Here is a 24,238-nt window from a genome sequence, read left to right as displayed (position 1 = left end):
ATCTATTCTCCGGCGGCGTCGATCTCGACAATCCAGGGATCTTTGACACCCTTTTTGGCAGCAAGATGGCGTAAATCTTTTGCATGCTCATGCGAAAGCGGACCAACCGCGACACGAAGATATTCGCGGCCCTTGACCGTCGCACTGATCAGACGCGGCTGATATTCACTGTAAAGCGACAGGACATTTTGCGCGCGCAACTGATCGGCAAAGCTTGCCAATACTACATAGTCCCCCGCAAGCGGCACTGCAACAAGCTTGTCATGCGCAGTGGTTTCCGGTGCGATCACGCTGACCTCGTCGGTCATGATGCCGGTGTCAGTCAGGGCGGCGGTTTGGGTTTCGGCAATCGGTGCGACCGGCTTTGGCGCGGCAACATACCCGGCAACTGCGGCATCGGCTTCGCCCTGCGGGTCAAGGGAGCCCTCGTTTCGAAGCGGGGTACGGTTATAGTCGGGAGTGAACTGGTCCTGTGCGCTTGCGATTTCGACCGGGGCAACGGTCGCTTCGTCATGCGACACTTCGTCATGTATCACCGGGCGCGGCGGCAGATCGGTTTTGACAATCACGGCCGATGTGCGGGCACCGGCTTTGGGTTGTGACCAGTCTTCGCCGGGCGCGTTAACGGCATAAATTGCGGGTTCGGCGTCGCGGATTTTCTGTTTGATCGATGGTGCGCCCGGCTCGGCCAGGGCAACGGCATCATCCAGCAGGACATTGTCCTGACAGACGTCTTCTTCAAATAACGGGCGATGCAGGGCGCAATCGCGTTCGGCAACGGCCGAGACCGCATGATCCGTGGTGCTTTTGCCCGTGGTGACATAGCTGATCAGATCGCCGGCCAGCTTGGCCACCGTAAGTTCCACCGGACCACCGCACGCCGCCAGTGCCAGCGGTGCCGCCACCACAAGTATCTTTTTCAAAACGTCATCCCCCGCAGGATATAAATTGTTCCACGGTGAATGTTGATTGTGACGGGTTAAGATTACGTAAGTATCGAGGGTCAATAGACAAACAAAAACGGCCCGGAAATTTCCGGACCGTTTTTTAACGTCAAAGACAGCAATCAGTCTTTTTTGATTTTCGGCGGAAGCTGCACACGCAGGTGCAGTTCCTTGAGCTGACGGTCATCGACCTCGGCCGGGGCATTCATCATCAGATCCTGCGCCTGCTGGTTCAGCGGGAAGGCAATGACTTCGCGAATGTTTGGCTCGTCAGCCAGAAGCATGACGATACGGTCAACACCCGGGGCAGAACCACCGTGCGGCGGAGCGCCGAATTTGAACGCGTTGATCATGCCGCCAAAGCGGTCATCAACGACGTCCTTGCCATAACCGGCAATCTCGAACGCCTTGTACATGATGTCCGGGCGGTGGTTACGAATGGCACCCGACGACAGTTCGATACCGTTACACACGATGTCATACTGCCACGCCTTGATATCAAGCGGGTTCATGCCTTCAAGGGCTTCAAGACCGCCCTGCGGCATCGAGAACGGGTTGTGGCTGAATTCGATCTTGCCGTCGTCGTCTTCCTCGTACATCGGGAAATCAACAATCCAGCAGAATTTGAACATGCCGTCTTCACGAAGTCCCAGTTCATCACAAACCTTGTCGCGCGACTTGCCGGCAAATTTCGCAGCAGCCAGTTCCTTGTCACAGGCAAAGAAGACCGCATCGCCATTGGCAACGCCGGTGACTTCCTTGATTTTCGCGATACGTTCGGCATCAAGGTTCTTGGCAATCGGGCCTTTGGCTTCGCCGGTTTCATCATAAACGATGTAACCAAGACCAGCCGCACCTTCTTCGCGTGCCCAGGCGTTCAGCTTGTCAAAGAAGCTGCGCGGGCGGCCTGCGGCCCCCGGTGCCGGAATGGCGCGAACCACCGAACCCTTTTCGATGTTCGAGGCAAAGATGCCGAAATTCGAACCACGGAAGGCCTCGGTCACGTCAGACAGGATGATCGGGTTGCGAAGGTCGGGCTTGTCCGAGCCGTATTTCGCCATCGATTCATCAAACGGAATGCGCGGGAACGGAAGCGGCGTAACGTCACGACCACCGCCGAACTCGACAAAGATGTCATGGAGAACCGGCTCGATCGCGTCAAACACGTCGTCCTGGGTGGCAAAGGCCATCTCGAAGTCGAGCTGATAAAACTCGCCCGGCGAACGGTCGGCACGGGCGTCTTCATCGCGGAAGCACGGTGCGATCTGGAAGTAACGGTCAAAGCCCGAAACCATCAGAAGCTGTTTGAACTGCTGGGGCGCCTGCGGCAGGGCATAAAACTTGCCCGGATGCATGCGCGACGGTACCAGGAAGTCACGCGCACCTTCCGGCGAGCTTGCCGTCAGGATCGGGGTCTGGATTTCAAGGAAGCCCTGTGCGGTCATTTTCTGACGCATCGCCGAAATCACACGCGAACGCAGAACGATGTTCGAATGAACGCTTTCGCGACGCAGGTCAAGGTAACGGTGACGCAGGCGGATTTCCTCGCCATATTCGGCATCGCCAAATACCGGCATCGGTAGAACGTCGGCCGACGACTGGACTTCGATATTGGACGCGTAAACCTCGATCTCGCCGGTCGGCAGGTTCGGGTTGACGGTTTCGGCGGTCCGTTTGACGACCTTGCCATCCACCGTGATCACACTTTCGGCGCGCGACTTTTCAAGAACCGCGAAAAGCGGGCTTGAAATGTCGATCACGATCTGGGTGATGCCGTAATGGTCGCGCAAATCGACAAACAGAAGGTTGCCGTGGTCGCGCTTGCGGTGGATCCAGCCGGACAGGCGCACTTCCGCATCGGCGTCAGAGGCGCGCAACGCATTACAATTGTGTGAACGATAAGGATGCATGGTCTTTCCAGGTTGCTTTGTATGCTTGGTATTTCGGGCCGCAAATTTGGCGCAAAGGTGCATGGCTGCACCGCGCTGTCAAACAAAAAAGCACCGCAAACCGACCACCCCGGTCAATTCGGGGCGGTCAAATCGGGTGATCTGTCTGTTTGCGCGACGCGGCGCTTGAAATTCTGCGGTATAAAACGCTGCCAAAGGCCTGCCGTCAAGTGCCCGTCGCAATGGTCTGCATTGCGGGCCGGAATTTCAGGTTGGCGGCGCACCGATGCCCTGCAAATCCTTGACCTTCACAAAGCGGATCAGACGCCCGGTTTCGGGGCGGACATCCGCCCAGTGATCAACGTCAAATTCATACTGACAAAGCCCGCAGGTGGGAAATTTGCGCTTCATCTGCAACAACGCCTCGCCGTCACCATCGCCAAACAGCTGTGCGGCGAAATCCTCCATCCCCGGATTATGGCCGACCATCATCACGCAACGCGCTTCGTCATGAGTCTGGACAAGGCTGTCAAGCAACACCTTCTCGCTCGCCATATAGAGGTCTTCGTTATAGATCACGTCTGACGTGCTTGCAAAATCGCGCCCCAGCAACGTCAGTGTCTGCACGGCACGTGCCGCGGTCGAACACCAGATCAGATCGGGCACCAGTCCCTGATCCTGCAGGTAGCGCCCCATCACCGGGGCTGCCTGTTCACCGCGCCGGTTCAGTTCCCGGTCATGATCGGATCGGGATGGATCGGTCCAGCTTGATTTTGCATGCCTGAGCAGGAGCAGTGTCTTCATAAAATCGGTATCCGGTAATCTCGCGAAAGGCAGACTTTTGCATGTCACATAGGGCGCTGTGAAGCCATCATAAAAACTGACTTAAAAATTTAAGAAAATTGCACCCCGACAAGCAGTTATCCTATACTCCAATCGCAACCGGGGCCTGTCGCCTTATTTCAAGGACACAAACCCACTTTCGCAGGAGGCATAGCGTGACCCACGCCGCCGTTATTCAATCAAGCGCAATCACACTTGATTCGGACAAGCGCTTTATAAACCGCGAACTTTCGTGGCTGGCCTTTAACGGTCGCGTCCTTGAAGAGGCACAAAACAAACGTCACCCGTTGCTGGAACGCGTGCGTTTCCTGTCGATTTCCGCCAGCAACCTTGACGAATTTTACATGGTTCGCGTTGCCGGTCTGGTCGGGCAGTTGCGCGCAGGCATGACCAAAGTCAGCCAGGATGGCATGAGCCCGTCCGAGCAGCTTCGCGCCATCACCTATGATGCCAACCAGTTGATGCAGGATCAGCAGCGCATCTGGCAGCAGCTTAGCACCGAGATGGAAAAGCACGGCATTTCCGTGATCGGACCGGAAGATCTGACGCAGACGGACCGCAAATGGCTTGATGGCTATTTCATGCGCGAAATCTTCCCGACGCTGACACCGCTTGCCATTGATCCGTCGCATCCCTTCCCGTTCATTCCGAACCTTGGCTTTGCGATTGTCATGCAGCTGTTTGACCCGGCGGATGGTCACAACATGCGCGGCCTAATCCCGGTGCCGCCGAAGATCGGCCGTTTCCTGCGTCTGCCGGGCCGCACCGAACGCTACCTTCCGCTGGAACAGGCGATTGTTCTTTATCTGGATAAGCTGTTCCCCGGTTTCGACATGATCGAACATGGCCTGTTCCGTGTCATCCGTGACTCGGACGTTGAAATTGAAGAAGAAGCCGAAGATCTGGTGCGTGTTTTCAAGACCGCCCTGAAACGCCGTCGCCGCGGCAGCATCATCCGGCTTAAAGTCAATGCCAAGATGCCCGAAGACCTTCTGGATTTCGTGGTCGATGAACTTTCGGTCGCACCTGAGGAAGTCGTCAAGGTTGATGGTCTTCTGGGTGTTGTTGACGTCAAACAACTGATCGATTCCGATCTGCATCATGATCTGCTGTTCCCGCCATATGGCGCGCGTTATCCCGAACGGGTGCGCGACTTTGGCGGTGATTGCTTTGCCGCGATTGGCAAAAAGGACATCGTCGTTCATCACCCGTTCGAAGATTTCGACGTCGTTGTGCAGTTCCTGTTGCAGGCCGCACGTGACCCCGATGTTGTCACGATCAAACAGACCCTTTATCGCACATCGGAAAACAGCCCGATCGTCAAGGCCCTGATTGCCGCCGCCGAGGCCGGCAAATCGGTTACGGCCATGGTGGAGCTTAAGGCACGTTTTGACGAGGAAGCCAACCTGCGCTGGGCGGCGGATCTTGAGCGTGCGGGCTGTCAGGTGGTTTATGGTTTCCTTGACTGGAAAACGCATGCCAAGGTGTCGCTGGTGGTTCGGCGTGAAAGCCACGGGCTTCGGACCTATGTGCATTTCGGGACCGGCAACTATCACCCGATCACCGCGAAATTCTATACCGATATTTCGTTCTTCTCGTGCGATCCGGCATTGGGGCGTGACGCGGCCAGTATCTTTAATTTCATGACTGGCTATGCCACCCCGCGCTCGCTTGAGAAAATCGCCATTGCACCGCATACATTGCGCCCGACCCTGCTTGCCCATATCGATCACGAGATCGAAAATTGTCAGGCGGGCAAACCGTCGGGCATCTGGGCCAAGATGAACAGCCTTGTCGATCCGGTGGTGATTGATGCGCTTTATCGTGCCAGCCAGGCCGGGGTTCATATCGAACTGGTGGTGCGCGGCATTTGCTGTTTGCGGCCGGGTGTGCCGGGCTTGTCAGAAAATATTCGCGTTAAATCCATCGTCGGTCGGTTCCTTGAACATTCGCGCATTGTCGTCTTTGCAAACGGCGCGAAACTGCCATCGCGCAAGGCCAAGGCGTTTATTTCATCCGCCGACTGGATGCCGCGCAACCTTAACCGTCGTGTCGAAACGCTGGTTCCGGTGGAAAACCCCACTTGCCAACGCCAGATTGTCGAACAGATCATGATTGCAAATCTGAAAGATACGGCGCAGGCTTGGTACCTGCAGCCCGATGGGTCATATGAGCGGTGCGAAGCAGACGAAAATTCATTCTCCTCTCATCAGTATTTCATGACCAACCCGTCACTTTCAGGCCGCGGCAGCGCGCTTAGCGAGGAAGATCCGAATGTTCCCGTGCTGCAGCTTGATGATTAACGAGTGCATACCTAGACAGGTTCAACCAACCGCATGCTGACTGACCAAAGGGTTTCCAACCGTATTGCCATCATTGATGTTGGCTCGAACTCGGTGCGTCTTGTTGTGTTTGATGGCATGACACGCGCACCGGCCCCGATTTTCAACGAAAAGGTGATGTGCGGCCTTGGCCGTGATCCGGAAAATACCGGACGGCTGAACCCCGAAGGCGTTGAAATGGCAACCGCTGCCCTGCGGCGGTTCGCCCGGCTGTTGCGTGCGATGAAGGTCACACGTGTCGATATCCTTGCCACTGCTGCCGTCCGTGCGGCCAGCGACGGGCAGGCATTTTGTGATCGCGTGCATGCGGAAACCGGATTGACCGTCAAGGTGATTGACGGGCTTGAAGAAGCCCGTCTTTCGGCCTTTGGCATTATTTCCGGTGATCGTCGTGCCACCGGCATCATGGGGGATATCGGTGGCGGGTCGCTTGAACTGGTGTTGCTTGAGGAAGGCGAGATCAAAAAAAGCGTCAGCGTCCCCCTGGGCGCCATGCGCCTGCATGCGGTATTCGGCGCAGATCGTGCCCGGCTTGAGGCAGAGGTCAAAACCCATCTTGATACGGTCGACTGGCTGCATGAAGGTGCGGGCAAACCGCTGATTGCGGTTGGCGGTTCGTGGCGTTCGATTGCCAAGCTTTATATCGCGCAGGAAAACTATCCGATTTCGGTCGTGCATAATCTGACCATGCCACGTGCCGAAATCGCCGAACTGACGCATATCATATCCCAGCAAAGCCGTGTGTCGCTTGACAAGGTTGGCGGTGTTTCCAAACGCCGTATCGATAGCCTGCCGCATGCGGGCCTTGTCATGAACATGCTGCTTGAACGCATGCAGGCCAAGGAAGTTGTCTTTTCGAGCCATGGCCTGCGCGAAGGCTGGATGTATGAAGCCCTGCCCGACGAATTGCGCGAACGCGACCCGTTGCTTGATGCCTGTCTCAGCTTTGCCGAAGACGGCGAACGTTTCCATCAGCATGGCGAGGAACTTTATCGCTGGTCGGCACCGATCTTCCGCGAACAACCGGGAAATCTGGGCCGGTTGCGCCTTGCCGCCTGCATCATCGGCGATGTCGGCTGGAACGAACATCCCGATTACCGTGCGATCCAGAGCTATAACCGTATCCTGCATCACCCCTATCTTGATCTGAACCATCATGACCGGGTGTTCCTCGCCTATACCATCGGGTCGCGCTATACCGGTAATTTCAAGGGTGACGAATCCAGTGACCGGCTGCTTGACGATGATACGCGCAATATCGGCCGCCTTTACGGTCACGCCATCCGCCTTGGCCATACGCTTTCAGGCGGGGTCGAGGGCATCCTGCCCGGTACGGCGCTTGTGCTTGAGGACAAGGTCCTCATGCTTCAGATGCACAGGGATTTCGCGGCCCTGAATGGTGAAGTCGTCGAACAGCGTTTATCAAAACTTGCCAAACTGATGGATTGCGAAAGCCAGGTCGTCATCGTCGATCAGCTTCCCCAACCCTGACCGGGCATGCTATGCTGGGGCTGCTTCCCGAAGCACCCCGTCCGCGGAAAGGGCTGCGCCCGGTCTTAGATGACATATAAACCACACGGTTTCCTTGCCTGTCTGGCGGACACAGGCTTAAGCACAGGGGAATCGTATGTCTGCTTCGCGCACATCGAAATCCAGAATATTTGACGGCCGTCTGAACCTTGAACAGCAGCGCAAGCGCGCCAAGGAACTGCTGAAATCCGCCCGGAGCCAACAGGCCGATGCCCAAACCCGGATTGCGACCCACCTGCCCGGCAAAAGCATTGATGATCTGCAACTGGCCGATAGCCAGCTTGTCATCGCGCGCGAAAACGGCTTTGCCAGCTGGCCGAAACTGAAATCCCATATCGACCGGATTACCGAACATCAGCGCCAGATTGCATCGGGGCATCTGCCAACGCTTGATACCCCGCAAACCCTGCATCTGCGCTGCGGCTCGGACATCAGACATGGCCTTGAACTGGCAGGTTTTGCTGGTGCCTTCATGGAGTTTTCCGATCCGTTCTGTCAGGGACCGGTGCCCGATATGCCCCTGCCCGACTTCATCGAAACGCGGGCACGCTTTATCGCATCGTCCTATCGGATTGATTTTCCCGATGCGCTTTCCCGCCTGCAACGCGAATATGCCGGGCTGGCGACATTGGGCGATTATGATCATGTCGTGCTGTGGTTTGAACATGACAGCTACGATCAACTGATCCTGGCCTTCCTGCTTGATTTCATCGCCACACTCCGCCCGCGAACGCGGCTTGATCTGATTTGTGTGGATCGGGTGCCGGGGGTTGAGCGTTTCATCGGCCTTGGTCAGCTTTCGCCCGAACTGCTGATCTGGTGCTGGGAAAATGCCCGTGCGCCGGTTTCGGATGACATGCTGACATTCGGTCAAACGGTCTGGCCCGCGATCCGTGCCTCAACCCCCGATGCGCTACGCGCCATCATCGATAACGGCCAATCGCCGATCCCCTGCATGATCACGGCCCTTGATCGGCATCTGCGTGAATTGCCCGATCCCAAAAGCGGTCTTGGCCTGACGCAGAAACTGACGCTGCAAATCATCCGGGATCATGGGCCGATCACAGCGGGCAAAATCTTTGGCCACCTGATGCGAAGTTATGACCCGCTGCCGTTTCTGGGCGATTTGATGCTCTGGGATGTGCTTGTTGATATGGGCCGGGCGAAAATGCCGCTTTTCACCTTCCCCGAAGACCCGAGCCAGACGCCCTGGCCGGACCGTACCCTGTCGCTTTCCGAGACCGGCAACGAAGTCCTTTCCGGCACGCGGAATTTCATGGAATTTTACACCGGAGAACGATGGGTTGGCGGCATCCGGATTAGCGGTGCGAAAGGACCTTAAACCAGCTTTCGCGTTACCCTGAAAATCTCGCCCCGCAGCCATTTATGCGGGGCGCTGGCGGCGTTGCGCACATGCCAGGACTGGGCAAAGCTGTATTCGGGGAAATCAAGCGGGAAGGTGCAACTGGCAAATCCCGCCATAACATTGCGTTCAAGCCGCGATGGCAGCGATGCGATCACGTCCGTCCCGCGGATGAGGCTTGCGATGCTGGCGAAGGTTGATGCCTGCAAAACCGTGCGGCGTTTGCGCCCGATGGCATGCAATGCATCGTCCACCGCCGAATGATCGTTATTACCGATGATCACACGGGCATGGGGCACGTTGCAGTACCGGTCCAGCGTATCGGGTGGCACGTCATGGCAATCGGCATCGTAAAAGCAGGCCATATGTTCACGAAACAGGGTCTGCTGCGCGACATCGCCAACATTTTCAGTCATATGCAGGCCAATCGCCAGATCAAGCTGGCCGCTGCGCAGCCGGTCGATCACGTTGGTATCGCCATGGATCGGCAAAATCCGAAGCCGGATATCGGCGGCATAGCCGCGGATGATGCGAAACAGTTCGGGCATGATCACCGCCACCTCGTAATCGTTGGTGCCGATCACAAAGCGGGCTGATTGCGCCGGATCATTCGGATCAAAGGCATCAACGCGGGCAAGGTTACGCAAATCCTGCAACAGGATACGCACCCGCCCGGCCATTTCATCGGCATGGGCGGTCGGCGTAATGCCCCGCCCCGACCGGACAAAAAGCGGATCGCCGACAATCTGGCGCAACCGGTCAAGCCCGTGGCTGACCGTCGGTTGACCGACGCCAAGGCGATTGGCCGCGGCGGTTACCGATCCTTCGTCATAGATCGTCAGGAAAAGCCGCAGCAGACGATAATCAAGGTCCAATTCATCGATATTCATGCATGAATACTATCACCTTGATCGAATTGATCATATGGGAAATCAGGTGCAGTTTCATTTCATTGACGGGCCAATGCCCACCACCGATTACCGGAGAAATGAAACCATGAAAATCCTCGTTACCGGCGCCACCGGCCAGCTCGGAAGCCTTGTTGTCAAACATCTGCTGGACCGCGTCCCGGCCAGCCAGATCGCGGCCAGCGTGCGCAATATTGCCAAGGCACAGGAAATGGCCGCCGGAGGCATTGATGTCCGCCATGGCGATTTTGATGACCTTGCCCTGATGACCAATGCGTTCAAGGGCATTGATATCGCGCTGATCATTTCGGGTGAGACCGATGTTGAAACCCGCATCAAACAGCATCGGACCGCGGTTGATGCCGCCAAGGCCGCCGGTGTCAGACATCTGGTCTATACCAGCTTCATCGATGCGCGTCCCGAAAGCCCGTTCACCTATGCCGCCATCCATGCCGACACGGAAAGCTATATCAAGGCAAGCGGCCTGTCCTTCACCTTGCTGCGCAACAGCTTCTATACCGATCTTCTGATGGCGGGTGTTCCGCATGCGCTTGAAACCGGTGATTTTGGTGCCCCTGCCGGCAATGGCAAGGTCAGCTATATTCCGCGTAATGACCTTGCCGAAGCTGCCGCCACCGTGCTTGCCAATCCGTCCGATCATGTCAATCAGACCTATGACCTTTCGGGTACGCCGATCGGCTTTGCCGATATCGCCGCCATCATTGCCGACGCAACCGGCAAGGATATCCGTTATGTCGATCTGCCGCCCGAAGTCCATACCGGCATTCTGGCAAGCTTTGGCCTGCCCGACCATCTGATCGAGGCGCTCAGCGGCATGTATGTCGGCACGCGTAATGGCGATTATGAACAAACCAGCGATGATTTCGCCAAGGTTGTTGGTCGTGCACCGCAAAGTACGGCGGACTTCCTGAAAGCGGCGCTGAAATAATCCGCTGCAGTCAAAAATGGACAAAACGAAAAACGGGCCAAATCTGGCCCGTTTTTTCATGTCTGCGATTGGATCGCGGGATTTAGTCCTGAGCTTCAAGCTCGACAAATACCACTTCGCCGTTCTTGAGCTTCAGCCCGATCTGTCCGTGCTTGAGTTGGAGGGCATATTGGCCGAACAGCTCGCGCCGCCAGCCATGCATTGCCGGCACGTCGGCATTGTCATCGGCGGCAATATTCTGCAAATCGTCGCTGGATGCCACAAGACGCTGGGCAACGCCCTTTTCCTCGGAACAGAGCTTTAGCAGCACCTTAAGCAGCTCCACCGTCGGGCCGATCCCGGCAGGAAGGTCCGGGCGGAGTTTTGGCTGCGGCCAGTCTTCCTGCGGGCTATCAAGGGCGGCCTGGATGGCTTCGATGATCGCCTGACCGGGTTTGCTGCTGCCGAAATTGCGACCGACACCGCGGGTCTTGTCGAGATCCTTGTCTGTCAATGGCTGCCGGGCGGCAATATCAAGCAGCGTATCATCGCGCAGAACGCGATTTCGCGGCAGGTTCTTGCGCTGTGCCTCGGTCTCGCGCCATTCGCCAAGCGCGCGCGCCACCGCCAGGAATTTCGGGCTGTTGGAGCGGGTTTTAAGCCGAAGCCATGCTTCTTTCGGATCAATCGAATAGATCGACGGATCGGTCAGGCGTTCCATTTCCTCGGCCAGCCAATAGGCACGACCATTGGCTTCGAGCCGTTCATGGAACGCCTCGTAAATCACGCGAAGATGGGTCACATCCGACAGCGCATAGCTTAGCTGTTTGGTCGAAAGCGGGCGGTGCGACCAGTCGGTAAAGCGCATCGATTTATCGATATTCTTGCGCACCACCTTGTTGACCAGCGTCTCGTAGCCGACCTGATCACCATAGCCAAGCACCATCGCCGCCACCTGGGTATCGAATACCGGGTGCGGGACCTTGCCGCTGAGATGGACAAAAATCTCGATATCCTGACGGGCGGCGTGAAACACCTTGACCACGCTTTCGTCCTGCATCAGGTCGAACAGCGGGGCAAGATCAATGCCCTCGGCCAGCGGATCAACCGCCGCACCATTATCGGATGCTTCGGGGCTTGCCAACTGCACAAGGCAAAGCTGCGGCCAATAGGTCGAATCGCGCATGAACTCGGTATCGACCGTGACATATTCGAACTGCCGGAGCTTTTCGCACAACGCGCGCAGTTCTTCTGTATTTGTAATTGGTTCCATAAACCTTGCTATAACATTGCCGGGCGTGATCCGCCAGTAGCTTCGATATGGCAGCTATCATGCGTAAAAATCACGGAAAACCCGCCGCCTCAGATGATTTCATCCTCGTCAAGCAACGGATCGGATTGCAGATGGGTTTCGATGGCATCCATGCGTTCCTGCAATTCCGATGACCGTTTGATCGCCGCCACATGGAAAAGCGCATCGCCCTGATTGACGATGGGCAGATTGGTCCGCCCGATGATCAGCCCGGCATGTTTCGCCACCACCTCGGCATCGCGAAGACCGAACGGGTCGGAAACGGCGGCGACCACGTCGCCCTCATGGACAAATTCGCCCGCGATCTTGAACGTCCGCAAAATCCCGCCGACAGGTGCGCGCAGCCAATGGCTGCTGGATGATTTGAAGGGGGCAACTTTCGGGTCGCGGATGGAGCGGCCCGATGTCATGCCAAGCTTGCGCATCACACGCAAAACCCCCGAAACCCCGGCCCGGATCGACATTTCATCAAATCGGAGCCCCTCGCCCGCCTCATAGAGCAGGATCGGGACTTTGGCCTCTTTGCCGGCCTGACGCAGCGATCCTTCACGAAGCGGGCTGGTCAGGATGATCGGCGCACCAAAAGCCTCGGCATAGGCCATAATGTCTTGATCATCGTCATTGACCCTGATCTGGGGCAGGTTGACGCGGTTCACGGCTGCCGAATGAAGATCAATGCCGAAGTCGGATTTTTCGACAATCTCGGTCAGGAAAAGATGGGCAAGCTGTGCGGCAAGCGATCCCGCCGAATGACCGGGGAAACACCGGTTAAGATCACGGCGGTCAGGCAGATAGCGCGTATGGTTCAAAAAGCCGAACGCATTGACGACCGGCACCGCCAGCAACGTGCCATGCATGCCGCGAAGGGCGGGCGATTTAAGAACGCGGCGGATGACCTCCACCCCGACGATTTCATCGCCATGCACGGCACCACTGACGAACAGAACCGGACCGGGCCGTTTGCCATGCACCACATTGACCGTCAGATTGACCGGCGTGTGATTGGATAAAAGCGAGATCGGAATATCAACGATCTGGCGGGTCCCGGCGGGGACTTTTTTGCCGCCAATCTCGAAGTCCGGGGTTCTGGCTACCTTTGCCGATTTGGCTTTGGATACTTTTTTCCCGATCTCGTTCACAGTTTATCCCTTGCCTTTGGTCCGCACCTTGCCGGGGCGGTAATCCTTTTCCATGAAATCGATAATCATCCCGGCAATGTCCTTGCCGGTTGCGCCTTCGATGCCTTCCAGACCGGGTGATGAATTGACTTCCATCACCACCGGACCGTGGTTGGAGCGAAGAATATCGACACCACAGACATTTAGCCCCATCGCCTTGGCGGCTTCAACTGCTGTTGCGCGTTCCTGCGGAGTAATACGCACGGACCGCGCCGAACCGCCGCGATGAATGTTGGACCGGAAATCGCCCTCGGCCCCCTTGCGTTCCATGCTGGCAACGACCTTTCCGCCAATCACAAAGCAGCGAATATCGGTATTGCCCGCTTCCTTGATGAATTCCTGCACCATGATATCGACATTGGCACCACGGAAGGCCTCGATCACGGATTTGGCGGATTTTTCGGTTTCGCCAAGAACCACGCCAATGCCCTGAGTGCCTTCGAGAAGCTTGATCACCACCGGCGCACCGCCAACGATGGAAAGAACCTCGTCGGTTTTTTTCGGATCATGGGCAAAGGCCGTCACCGGCAGGCCAACACCACGCCGCGACAGGATCTGCAGGGAGCGCAGCTTGTCGCGCGACCGGCCAATCGCGACGGATTCGTTTAACGGATAAACACCCATCATTTCAAACTGGCGCAACACCGCCAGCCCGAAAAACGTCACCGAAACACCGATACGCGGAATCACCGCGTCATAGCCGCTCAGCTTCTGGCCGCCGTAATAGACTTCGGGTTTAAGGGAGGTGATGTTCATCGTGACGCGCAGCGTGTTGATCACATCGATTTCGTGCCCGCGACTTTCGGCCGCCTCGACCAGCCGTTTGTGGGAGTACAGATTAGGATTGCGCGCAAGCATTGCGATCTTCATGCAATGGACTCCCGTGGTCGAGCGTTACTGAATGTGTCGAAAGTTCAACGACAGCGTCGGATCATTGTTCCGAAACAGTGTCGGATTTCAGCGCCGTATAAACCTGTTCCGGTTTCCCCGCCAGATAAGATTTCGACGGTTGAACCAAAAATCTTCCTGCCTTCATCGCGGTCCGCCCCAACAGCATGGGAAAGCCCATCAACGAACGGTTTGCCAGTGAAATTTCGACCCGGATTTTATGATGCCCGACGGCAATATGGGTCGAAATGACATAGCGTTCTTCGGCCTCGCCGTTTGAACTGCGAATCTCGCGCGTTTCAACCAGCGGTGCCATGCACTCAATACGACCATGCCCGTCACCGCGGTAATGCGGCAAGATGAATTTTACGAATTTTTGATTATCGCGATCAATGACACGCGGATTCAACGCATGCAGCGACGATGTCCGCGCGCCGGTATCGACCTTGGCCTTCATGAAGGGTACGTCGAAATCCGGAAATCCGATCCATTCGCGCCAGCCCAGCACATGCCCCGCACTGATCAGGGCATCGGTCTTGGATTTAAGGGACGGTTTAACCTTGGTCTTGCGCGTCGTCACATGCACTATCCGGTAATTTGCAATCGGGCCAATATAACGCCTAACAGCTTGCATCGCCTATCGAAAATGCGTCTGCCCGGGATCGGGATTTATTGAGCATCCATCACAGAGCGGACCAGCGGCAATGTCACCGCCCGCTTTTGCGCCAATGCCTGCCGGTCAATGGCTGCCACCAGTTCGGTCAGCGCGACAAAGCTGCGTTCGATCCGCGGCAGGATATAGGCAATGATCTGCGGGCTTGGTGCCATCTGCCGGTCGGCGAACAGCTTGATCAGAAGTCCGACCATCAGGTCGTCATCGGGCGGAGAAATCTCGCAGACCAGTGCCGCACCCAGCCGTGATTTCAGATCCGGCAGATCGACTTTCCAGCGCGCAGGGGGTTGCTGTGCGGTCATCAGCAAATGCCCTCCGCGTTCCTTGAGCATATTATAAAGATGGAAGCACACCGTCTCGTCGAGGCCAAGATCGGCATCCTCGATCACAAGCCCGGTGGCATCGCCCAGAAGCACGTCCGGGTTCGCCCCGACAAGATCATGCCCCGATACGCTTAACGCGGCCGAGCGTGCCCGCCATACTTCCGCAAGGTGGCTTTTGCCCGATCCGCGCGGACCATAAAGGCAAAGGGCGGGCACCGGCCAATCGGGCCAGTGATCGATCCAGGAAACGGCTTCGCGATTGCAATCAGCGACCATGAAATCGGCCCGCCCCAATGCCGGGCGCAGTTCCAGCGCCAGCGGCAATTGCTGCGGCGAAAATTCCGGCGATCCACCATCCGGCCCCTTTTCGGGTGCCGCCAGCGTATCGTCCATGGTCGTCTTTTTGATCGCGCGGGTCACTGTGAACTCAATTCTCGGCGTCTTTTAACGGATCATAGGCCGGGTTATCCGGGCCGTGATCATATAACCGGCTCCCCAGATACTGCCTTAAACCATATCGCACAAGCACACCGATCACAGCGGCCACCGGCACGGCCAGCATCACACCGAGCAATCCGAAAACCGCCCCCCCGGCCAGCAAGGCAAACATCACCCAGACCGCATGCAGACCAACCTTGTCGCCGACCAGCTTCGGCGTCAGGAAATTGCCTTCCATCAACTGCCCCGCCCCGAACACAAGGGCCACCAGCGCCAGATCGACACTGACCCCGAATTGTGCAAGCGCGACCCCCATTCCGACGGCAAAACCGGCAATCATCCCGACATAGGGCACAAAGGATACAAGCCCGGTCATCAAGCCGATGACAAAGCCGAATTCCAGCCCCACAAGGCTTAGTCCAATCGCATAGAAAAGCCCCAGCAGCATGCAGACCGTCGATTGCCCGCGTACAAAGCCCGCCAGGGTTTCATCGATTTCGCGCGCGCACTGTCGGATATCCTTTGCCGAACGGCGCGGCAGATAGCCATCGACCTTGGCAACGATCTTGTCCCAGTCGCGCAGAAGGTAAAATGCCACAACCGGGGTAATGAACAGCAAACTCAGGAAATTCAGCAACGCCAACCCGCCCGACAACACATTGGTCAGGATATTGCCAACCCACTTGATGGCATTGGCCGTCTGTCCCTTGGCCGAGTCCGATATGTTTTGCAGCGTTTCCGGGGCAACCCGGTCAACGATATGCTGGATATGGGGCAGAATGGTATTGCGCAGCGTATCGATATAGCCCGGCAGCCTTTCAAGGAAACCGGCAAGCTGGTTGCCGATCATCGGCACGATGAGCAACAGGACGAAAATGAAAATCAGGAAAAACAGAACCGTGATAACCGTGGTTGCCAGCGTCCGGTTAAATCCGCGCGCTTCCAACCGGTCGGCCAGCGGATCAAGGAAATAGGCAATTGCCATCCCGGCAACAAACGGCAACAGGATGCTGGAAAACAACCAGATCAGTAGGAAAAAACCGACAATGAAAATCAGCCAGAAACGTGCCTGCTGCCGGATGGTCATGCCCGTTTAACCCCCTTGTTTCGCTGTCATGCTGCCTTGATGATGCCCGCCCCCTCAGATATCTGCGGTACATCCTGCATGATAAAAAGACCGGCGGAATTATCCGCCGATCGACAGGCTTTGCAAACGATCCGAACCGGCTGGCTGGATAAACCAAAGTTCGCCCATCTGGCTCAGGCTTAAATTCTGCTGTGCCAATGCGGTCCGGAACTGATCGATCGAACCGACATAATCCACCGAAATCTGCACTTCGCGGCGCGACATCGCCACAACCCGGCTGGCACGAACGACGGGCAATCCGACAATGCGGTCCTCGATCCGGGCCCAGTCATCAAGCCCTGTGATCGGGATGAACACCATCAACTGCCCACCGGTGCCGTAATTGATCAGGTTGGCACGTTTCCACCCGGCAGAAAGCTGATCCTGTACGCCCTTGGCGGCACGTATCAGCGTGTCGTTCAGGCTTTCGCCCGACTGGGTTGTTTCGGTCACGCCAAATACCTGCGGCGCGCCGCCCGTGTCATAGCGCGTCGCGGTCACGTCAACGGTTTCCGATCCGGTTTCACCGCTAACCGAGGCACTGGCGACAACGGCAACATTCGCACCATAGCGCCGCGCAAGTTCGTTAAGACGTTCCACCGCACCATTTTCCGCCTGCTCGGCCGAAACGGTGCCGATATCCTGCAAATCGCCAATCGGTGCCTTGACCGGCACCAGACCACCCGATGCGAAATTGCGGCTCCAGATATCGCGCCACGGGTTTGGATCATCCCACAGGCTGGTGTAACCGCCCGAATGATAGACCGGCACAACGATCACAGGCTTGGATTGCAGTTCGGCAAACGGGATATCGCGGAAACGCAGATAGTTGCGCAGTTCGGTTTCCTTGAACCGCACAGTCATGTCCGCGATATAGCGCACCGAAGATGTTTTCTCGTTCGAAACCCCGAAATCGCGCACCATGTTATTGATGTCGGCCTGGCTGGGGCTGCCAATTCCCGCGCGGTCCTCGGGCAATGTCAGGCGCGCGACAACCTCTTCGAAGGCCTTGCGCTGCCCGATGGCAAGGGCCTGATCACGTGCGGCCGCGGCGGTTTCTGCGCTTTCGTCAACATGCACGCCCGATACCGAAAAGATATCCTGTGCAAATACCGGAAAGGATAAGGACGCCGAAAGTCCGGCGATACCCGCCAACAGCCTGAATTTTTTGAGTCTTGTAAGCACGTTTGCCTCTTTGCCCATTTTTTCGATGGTTTGATGCTCTTTGTGGCACGAGTGAAGCATTCTGGAAAGAAAACTCTCCCATGCGCACCTGAGCATTGCATATTGCCCGCGTTTGAGTATTTTCGGCCCAGCGGAAATTATCAAGCCCGCGTTTTTTATCAGTATGACGCTTTTTCTGTGGTTATCGATCTGATTAAAGGCGTCACTATGGCGGTATTTCCCGGGTATCTGGTTCATCCGGCCCCGGAACATCGCGCGAATGACAATTTGAAGTCAGGGCGTACTGATGAAAAACGCGGGGTTTCCCGCTTTGTTTTATCCATGCGCTTAAGCCGAGGATCACCCAATGACCGCCTCCAACGGCCTTACCTATAAGGACTCCGGTGTCGATATCGATGCTGGCAATGCCCTTGTCGATGCAATCAAACCGCTGGCCAAAGCAACCAGCAGAACCGGCGTTACCGGTGGTTTGGGGGGATTCGGCGCTTTGTTCGACCTGAAAGCTGCCGGTTACAATGATCCGGTTCTGGTTTCCTGCACCGATGGTGTCGGTACCAAGCTTAAAGTCGCCTTTCTGGCTGACAAACACGATACCGTCGGCATCGACCTTGTCGCGATGAGCGTCAATGACCTTGTGGTTCAGGGCGCGGAGCCGCTTCTGTTCCTTGATTATTTTGCCACCGGCAAACTTGCCGTTGAAAAGGCAACCGATGTTGTCGCCGGCATTGCCGAGGGCTGCAAACAGGCAGGATGCGCGTTGATCGGTGGGGAAACCGCCGAAATGCCGGGCATGTATGCGGACGGCGAATATGATCTGGCCGGTTTTGCGGTCGGGGCGGCGGAACGTGGCGAGTTGCTGGACGGTTCCAACGTTGCCGAGGGCGATGTGATCCTTGGTCTGGCATCAAGCGGTGTTCATTCCAACGGTTATTCGCTGGTGCGCAAGGTTGTTGAACTTGCCGGACTTGATTACGCCGACGATGCCCCGTTCGCACCGGGCAAAAATGTTGGCGAGGCGCTGCTTGAACCGACCAAAATCTATGTCAAAAGCTGCCTTGCGGCGCATAAGGCCGGTCTGGTCAAGGCGCTGGCGCATATTACCGGTGGCGGTCTGACCGAAAACGTCCCGCGTGTTTTGCCGGAAAACCTGACGGCTGTGTTTGACGCCAGCACGTGGGAATTCCTTCCGATTTTCAAATGGCTGTCCAAACAGGGCGGCATTCCGTCGGTTGAAATGGCGCGTACCTTTAACTGCGGCATTGGCATGTGCGTTGTGGTTCCGGCCGATAAGGCCAATGAGGCCGAAGCATTGCTGCGTGAAAGCGGCGAAACCGTCAGCCAGATCGGTGTGATCGGCCCGCGTGCCGGTGATGGCCCGCAGGTCATCATCAAAAACATGGCCGCTGCATGGGAAAAGTAACGCCGCTGAAGCTTGCCGTTCTGGTATCGGGCGGCGGGTCGAATCTTCAGGCGATCATTGATGCCTGCAAGGCGTCCGATTATCCGGCCGAAATCGTTCTGGTGTTTTCCAACCAGCCTGATGCCGGTGGGCTTGAACGTGCGCGCCGTGCCGGTATCCGGGCCGAAGCCATATCGCACAAGGGCTTTGAAGGTGGTCGCGAGACCTATGACAGCACGGTCAGCAGCCTGATTGAAGAATCCGGTGCCGATCTGGTGGTTCTGGCAGGTTACCTGCGTCTGGTCAGCGAGAGCTTTGTGACCCGCTGGAAGGGTCGCCTGATCAATATTCACCCGTCCCTTCTGCCGAGCTTCAAGGGCCTGCATGTCCATCAGGCTGCGCTTGATGCCGGGGTAAAATATTCCGGCTGCACGGTGCATTATGTGGTGCCCGAGGTTGATTCCGGCCCGATCATTGCGCAGGCCGTGGTGCCGGTCCTGCCCGGTGATGATGCGGGTACGCTCGCACAGCGTATCCTTAAACAGGAACACCGCATCTATCCGCAGGTGATCCGCTGGATCGCCGAGGGCCGGGTTTCGACAAATGATGCCGGGGTCGTAACGGTCGCCGATACGAATGCACCCGATTTTGCGCAGATCAATCCGGTGCCTGAACCGAACTGACTGCGCCCGTGGCGGGCGATCCGCAAATGGTTTTAAGGGGTGAACGAAAGTTCGCCCCTTTTTCTTTGGGCGGATATCGACACCTGCAGCAGGAATGCCCGTATCAGCTGTAACAAAACCGTCGACTACAAATTATCGTTTACATCTTGCCAAGCTATTGCGGCGACCCAATAATCAACTATTGGTTTTCACTAATTATAACTCTCAAGCGTATCAGAAACGTCACCTTGTCGGATGCTGCCGAACCGCTCCGGCTTAATCAGCAAGAGCAAAACGAACTGCCAGGCACTCCTGAAGCTGCAATCCCGCCATCAGGGCAACAGTTTCCGAACAATGCAGGTGGAAACCTTAAGTCTCCCAATGGGAGCACGAGCACAGGGAGGCTTTGCCGCCACCCGTTTTAACGGACTGAAGGGAGCTAGACAGCTATGCAACCGAAAATCATAGCGGGCCTGATGGCCGCAGGACTTGCCTGCGCCGCCTTGCCGGGCTTGGCATTCGCCCAAAATGCGCAAAAGCCGAATATCCTGTTCATAGTTTCGGACGACACCGGTTATGGCGATACCGGTCCGTATCTGGGCGGCGAGGCCCGCGGTATGCCGACCCCCAATATCGACAAACTGGCCGAAGAAGGCATGATGTTCACATCCTTCTATGCCCAGCCAAGCTGCACACCGGGCCGTGCAGCCATGCAGACCGGCCGCATTCCGAACCGTTCGGGCATGACGACGGTGGCCTTTCAGGGACAGGGTGGTGGCCTTCCGGCAGCCGAATGGACTCTTGCCTCGGTGCTGAAAACCGGTGGCTATGATACCTATTTCACCGGCAAGTGGCATCTGGGTGAAGAGGATTATGCCCTTCCCAATGCCCAGGGCTATGACGTGATGAAATATGTCGGCCTGTACCACCTCAATGCCTATACCTATGCCGATCCGACCTGGTTCCCCGATATGCCCGACGATCTTCGTAAAATGTTTACCGAGGTGACAAAGGGTTCGCTTTCGGGCAAGGCCGGTGAAAAACCGACCGAAGATTTCAAAATCAACGGCCAGTATGTCGACACCCCGGACAAAGGTGTCGTCGGTATTCCCTATTTTGACGGCTATGTTGAAAAAGCCACTGTCGAGTTCCTTGAAGAAGCGGCAAAGAAGCCCGACACGCCTTTCTTCATCAATGTCAACTTCATGAAGCTGCATCAACCCAACATGCCGCATCCCGATTTCGAACATAAATCGATTTCGAAATCCAAATATGCGGATTCCGTTGTTGAACTTGACACACGCATCGGCAACATCGTCAACAAGCTCGACGAGCTGGGACTGAAAGACAACACCATCGTCTTCTGGACCACCGATAACGGCGCATGGCAGGACGTTTACCCGGATGCGGGTTATACGCCATTCCGCGGCACCAAAGGTACCGTTCGTGAAGGCGGCAACCGCGTCCCGGCGATTGTTCGCTGGCCCGGCCATGTCGAGCCTGACACCAAAAGTGCGGCGGTTGTCGGCGGCCTTGATCTGATGGCAACCTTTGCATCCGTCGCCGGTATCGAACTGCCGAAAGAAGACCGGGAAGGCGAGCCGATCATCTTTGACAGTTACGATATGACCCCGGTCTGGGAAGGTAGTGGTGAGTCGGAACGTGAAGCATGGTTCTATTTCACCGAAAACGAACTGACTCCGGGTGCCGCCCGTGTCGGTCACTACAAGGCCGTCTTCAACCTGCGGGGTGATAACGGTGCCGCCACCGGTGGGCTGGCCGTTGATTCAAACCTCGGCTGGAAAGGCCCGGAAAGCTATGTCGCTGCGGTTCCGCAGATCTTTGACATCCTGCAAGATCCGCAGGAACGCTACGACATCTTCATGAACAACTACACCGAACGCACCTGGTATCTTCCGGTGATCAACCAGGAAGTCGCGGATTTGATGAAAACCTATATCAAGTACCCGCCGCGCAAGGCACAAAGCGAAGTCTATACCGGCCCGATCACGCTTAGCCAGTATCAGCGCTTCAGCTATGTACGCGATGCCCTGAAGAACGAAGGCTTCAATATCGGCCTGCCAAGCGGAAACTGATCCCGCAAACCCGAATGTCCGCCCCGTTGCAAAGCGGGGCGGACGTCTCCGTGAAAAATTGTTCCTGAAAGGGCTTATCCCATGTGGTTCAAGTCAGTCTTTCATGTGCTCGGGGTCTACCTCGTCACCGCCTGCATGTCGGTTACCGGTGCGATGGCACAGTCCGATCCGCTTCCTTCGTGGAATGACGGCGCACCAAAGCAGGCAATTGTTGATTTCGTGACGGCCGTAACCACCGAGGGTGGCCCGGACTACGTCGCCCCAACCGACCGGATTGCAACGTTTGACAATGACGGCACGCTCTGGAGCGAGCAGCCCATGTATGTGCAGCTTGCCTTTGCGCTTGATCGCATCAAACAGATGGCGCCCGATCACCCCGAATGGAAGGACAAGGAACCCTATAAATCGGTCCTTGCCGGGGACCTGAAGGGTCTTGCTGCAACCGGTGAAAAGGGCGTGGTCGAACTGGTTGCCGTCACCCATGCCGGGATGACCAGCGATGAATTCACGAAAATCGCAACCGACTGGATCGCGACTGCAAAGCACCCTAAAACCGGCAGACTTTATACCGATATGGTCTATCAGCCGATGCTTGAACTGGTTGATTATCTTCATAGCAACGATTTCAGGGTCTTCATCGTTTCGGGCGGCGGTATCGAGTTCATGCGCCCCTGGACGGAAAAGGTTTACGGCATTCCGACGGAACGGGTTGTCGGTTCCTCGATCAAAACCGAATACAAGGTTGTCGACGGTAAACCGGTCATCAACCGTCTGCCAGCCGTCGACTTTGTCGATGACAAGGAAGGCAAGCCTATTGGCATTCTGGGCCATATCGGCAAACGCCCGATTGCCGCCTTTGGCAATTCGGACGGCGATTTCCAGATGCTGCAATGGGCAACGTCCGGGGACGGAAAACGGTTTGGCCTTATTGTCCATCATGATGATGGCGACCGCGAAGTTGCCTATGACCGCAAATCGGTATTTGGCAAACTCGACAAGGCTCTGGACGAGGGGCCCGGACTGGGCTGGACAATCGTCAGCATGAAAAACGACTGGAAACAGGTCTATCCCGGCCAGTAAGCTGCGACAGGGAACCCCCGTCCGCCCCGCAATCATCGGAAACGGCCAGAAATGCCGGTCCGAAAGCATATCCGTTGGGAGCATACCCGTTGAAGAGACTCTATGCAGGTTCTGCGCTGGCTGCTGTGTGCATACTGGGTGCGGCAGCCATCTGGTTTTTCGGCAAGGACGACGGTTTTGTTCGCCTTGACGGTGGCACCTTCAGGATGGGTTCGGATCGCCATTATCAGGAAGAACGCGCCGCCCATCAGGTAACGGTCGGCGCGTTCCAAATCAAAAAGACCGAGGTGACAAACGCCGAATTCGCCGAATTTGTCGCCGAAACAGATTACGTCACCACCGCCGAGAGCGACCTTGATCCGCAAAAATATCCGGGTGTGCCCGCCTATCTGCTAAAGGCCGGTTCCATGGTCTTTGCCCAGCCGCCAAACCCGGTCGACAGCCGCGATTTCCGCAAATGGTGGCGTTACGTGGCCGGGGCAAACTGGCGGCATCCGCTTGGCCCCGAAAGCACGATTGACGGCATGGAAAACCATCCCGTGGTTCAGATATCCCCCGAAGACGCGGCGGCCTATGCAAAATGGGCCGGTGGTCGCCTGCCGACCGAAGCGGAATGGGAATTTGCCGCACGCGGCGGTATGGATGGCAACGAATATACCTGGGGCGAAGGATACGATCCGTCGCAAGGCTGGAAAGCCAACACCTGGCAGGGTGAATTTCCCAATACCGATACCAGGGATGATGGCTATCACGGGACCGCCCCGGTTGGATCATTCGCCCCCAATGCCTATGGTCTTTTTGATATGGCGGGCAATGTCTGGGAACATGTGTCGGACTGGTGGGTACCCTTCCACACCGCCGGAACGCAAGACAACCCGCAGGGGCCGCCCAAGGCAATTGCCGCCACCTTTGCCGATCCTTCTGTCGGCCCGATGCATGTGGTAAAGGGTGGGTCGTGGCTTTGCGCCCCGTCCTATTGCCTGCGATACCGTCCCGCTGCCCGCCAGCAGGCCGAAACCAGCCTTGCGACCAATCACGTCGGTTTCAGAATTGTCAAAGATGTCAGCCCGTAACCCGATATTGCCCCCACAGCCATAATGCCTCCGCAATCTGCTGCGCCAATGGCGCGCC

At 56.7% G+C, this 24,238-nt stretch carries 20 protein-coding genes; 9 read left to right on the top strand and 11 right to left on the bottom strand.

What is annotated here, in order from left to right; all coding sequences use genetic code 11:
* Positions 1-2 precede the first annotated feature (2 nt).
* The 3 genes from J7395_RS12780 to J7395_RS12770 all read right to left on the bottom strand — a co-directional run bounded on the left by J7395_RS12780 (position 3) and on the right by J7395_RS12770 (position 3,637).
* Positions 3-923, bottom strand: coding sequence for an SPOR domain-containing protein (locus tag J7395_RS12780; RefSeq protein WP_209221687.1), 921 nt, complete (start codon positions 921-923; stop codon positions 3-5).
* Positions 924-1,066: 143 nt separating this feature from the next.
* Positions 1,067-2,854, bottom strand: a complete 1,788-nt coding sequence (gene aspS / locus J7395_RS12775) for an aspartate--tRNA ligase (protein WP_209221686.1) — start codon at positions 2,852-2,854, stop codon at positions 1,067-1,069.
* Positions 2,855-3,100: 246 nt separating this feature from the next.
* The gene (locus tag J7395_RS12770) at positions 3,101-3,637 is read right to left on the bottom strand and encodes a histidine phosphatase family protein (RefSeq protein ID WP_062952415.1); all 537 of its coding nucleotides are present in this window, start codon (positions 3,635-3,637) and stop codon (positions 3,101-3,103) included.
* Positions 3,638-3,831: 194 nt separating this feature from the next.
* On the opposite strand from J7395_RS12770, the gene J7395_RS12765 reads away from it, so the two are divergent.
* From J7395_RS12765 to J7395_RS12755, 3 genes are all read left to right on the top strand, one after another.
* On the top strand, positions 3,832-5,979 hold the full coding sequence (locus tag J7395_RS12765) for an RNA degradosome polyphosphate kinase (protein ID WP_114111506.1): 2,148 nt from the start codon (positions 3,832-3,834) through the stop codon (positions 5,977-5,979).
* Positions 5,980-6,012: 33 nt separating this feature from the next.
* On the top strand, positions 6,013-7,509 hold the full coding sequence (gene ppx, locus J7395_RS12760; RefSeq protein WP_062952413.1) for an exopolyphosphatase: 1,497 nt from the start codon (positions 6,013-6,015) through the stop codon (positions 7,507-7,509).
* Between the two features lie 136 nt (positions 7,510-7,645).
* Complete coding sequence (locus J7395_RS12755) at positions 7,646-8,890, top strand: DUF1835 domain-containing protein (protein WP_209221685.1); 1,245 nt, start codon at positions 7,646-7,648, stop codon at positions 8,888-8,890.
* Here J7395_RS12755 and J7395_RS12750 read toward each other — a convergent pair.
* Positions 8,887-9,801: a LysR family transcriptional regulator gene (locus J7395_RS12750; RefSeq protein ID WP_209221684.1), complete on the bottom strand. Its 915-nt coding sequence runs from the start codon at positions 9,799-9,801 to the stop codon at positions 8,887-8,889. The genes J7395_RS12755 and J7395_RS12750 overlap by 4 nt on opposite strands.
* Before the next feature lie 106 nt (positions 9,802-9,907).
* Between J7395_RS12750 and J7395_RS12745 the strand changes: the two genes are divergently transcribed.
* Complete coding sequence (locus tag J7395_RS12745; protein ID WP_209221683.1) at positions 9,908-10,768, top strand: SDR family oxidoreductase; 861 nt, start codon at positions 9,908-9,910, stop codon at positions 10,766-10,768.
* Between the two features lie 82 nt (positions 10,769-10,850).
* Here J7395_RS12745 and rnd read toward each other — a convergent pair whose 3' ends face one another.
* The 7 genes from rnd to J7395_RS12710 form a co-directional block, all read right to left on the bottom strand.
* Positions 10,851-12,020: a ribonuclease D gene (gene rnd, locus J7395_RS12740; protein WP_114111509.1), complete on the bottom strand. Its 1,170-nt coding sequence runs from the start codon at positions 12,018-12,020 to the stop codon at positions 10,851-10,853.
* 89 nt (positions 12,021-12,109) lie between these two features.
* Positions 12,110-13,198, bottom strand: coding sequence for a succinylglutamate desuccinylase/aspartoacylase family protein (locus J7395_RS12735; protein WP_082824792.1), 1,089 nt, complete (start codon positions 13,196-13,198; stop codon positions 12,110-12,112).
* Between the two features lie 3 nt (positions 13,199-13,201).
* Positions 13,202-14,107 (bottom strand): 30S ribosomal protein S6--L-glutamate ligase, encoded by a 906-nt coding sequence (gene rimK / locus J7395_RS12730; protein WP_062952404.1) that lies wholly within the window; start codon positions 14,105-14,107, stop codon positions 13,202-13,204.
* A 61-nt stretch (positions 14,108-14,168) separates the two neighbouring features.
* The gene (locus J7395_RS12725) at positions 14,169-14,705 is read right to left on the bottom strand and encodes a RimK/LysX family protein (RefSeq protein WP_062952403.1); all 537 of its coding nucleotides are present in this window, start codon (positions 14,703-14,705) and stop codon (positions 14,169-14,171) included.
* Between the two features lie 89 nt (positions 14,706-14,794).
* A complete protein-coding gene (locus tag J7395_RS12720; protein ID WP_082832684.1) occupies positions 14,795-15,541 on the bottom strand; it encodes a DnaA/Hda family protein in 747 nt (248 codons plus the stop codon).
* Between the two features lie 7 nt (positions 15,542-15,548).
* Positions 15,549-16,646 carry an AI-2E family transporter gene (locus tag J7395_RS12715; RefSeq protein WP_097050684.1) on the bottom strand — a complete coding sequence of 366 codons (1,098 nt, stop codon included), beginning with the start codon at positions 16,644-16,646 and terminating at the stop codon, positions 15,549-15,551.
* A 99-nt stretch (positions 16,647-16,745) separates the two neighbouring features.
* Positions 16,746-17,870, bottom strand: coding sequence for a DUF2066 domain-containing protein (locus J7395_RS12710; RefSeq protein ID WP_231858305.1), 1,125 nt, complete (start codon positions 17,868-17,870; stop codon positions 16,746-16,748).
* Between the two features lie 346 nt (positions 17,871-18,216).
* Here J7395_RS12710 and purM point away from each other — a divergent pair, with 346 nt between their 5' ends.
* The 5 genes from purM (at position 18,217) to J7395_RS12685 (ending at position 24,180) form a co-directional block, all read left to right on the top strand.
* Positions 18,217-19,290: a phosphoribosylformylglycinamidine cyclo-ligase gene (gene purM, locus J7395_RS12705; RefSeq protein ID WP_209221682.1), complete on the top strand. Its 1,074-nt coding sequence runs from the start codon at positions 18,217-18,219 to the stop codon at positions 19,288-19,290.
* A complete protein-coding gene (gene purN / locus J7395_RS12700; protein WP_209221681.1) occupies positions 19,278-19,952 on the top strand; it encodes a phosphoribosylglycinamide formyltransferase in 675 nt (224 codons plus the stop codon). The genes purM and purN overlap by 13 nt, the downstream gene beginning before the upstream one ends.
* A gap of 428 nt (positions 19,953-20,380) precedes the next feature.
* Positions 20,381-22,027, top strand: a complete 1,647-nt coding sequence (locus tag J7395_RS12695; protein ID WP_209221680.1) for an arylsulfatase — start codon at positions 20,381-20,383, stop codon at positions 22,025-22,027.
* Between the two features lie 81 nt (positions 22,028-22,108).
* A complete protein-coding gene (locus J7395_RS12690) occupies positions 22,109-23,107 on the top strand; it encodes an HAD family hydrolase (RefSeq protein WP_209221679.1) in 999 nt (332 codons plus the stop codon).
* Between the two features lie 89 nt (positions 23,108-23,196).
* On the top strand, positions 23,197-24,180 hold the full coding sequence (locus J7395_RS12685) for a formylglycine-generating enzyme family protein (RefSeq protein WP_209221678.1): 984 nt from the start codon (positions 23,197-23,199) through the stop codon (positions 24,178-24,180).
* Positions 24,181-24,238 lie beyond the last annotated feature (58 nt).

The sequence above is a fragment of the Thalassospira sp. A3_1 genome (assembly GCF_017744215.1).
Taxonomy (GTDB): domain Bacteria; phylum Pseudomonadota; class Alphaproteobacteria; order Rhodospirillales; family Thalassospiraceae; genus Thalassospira; species Thalassospira lucentensis_A.
This window is presented reverse-complemented; position numbering and strand designations above follow the sequence as displayed.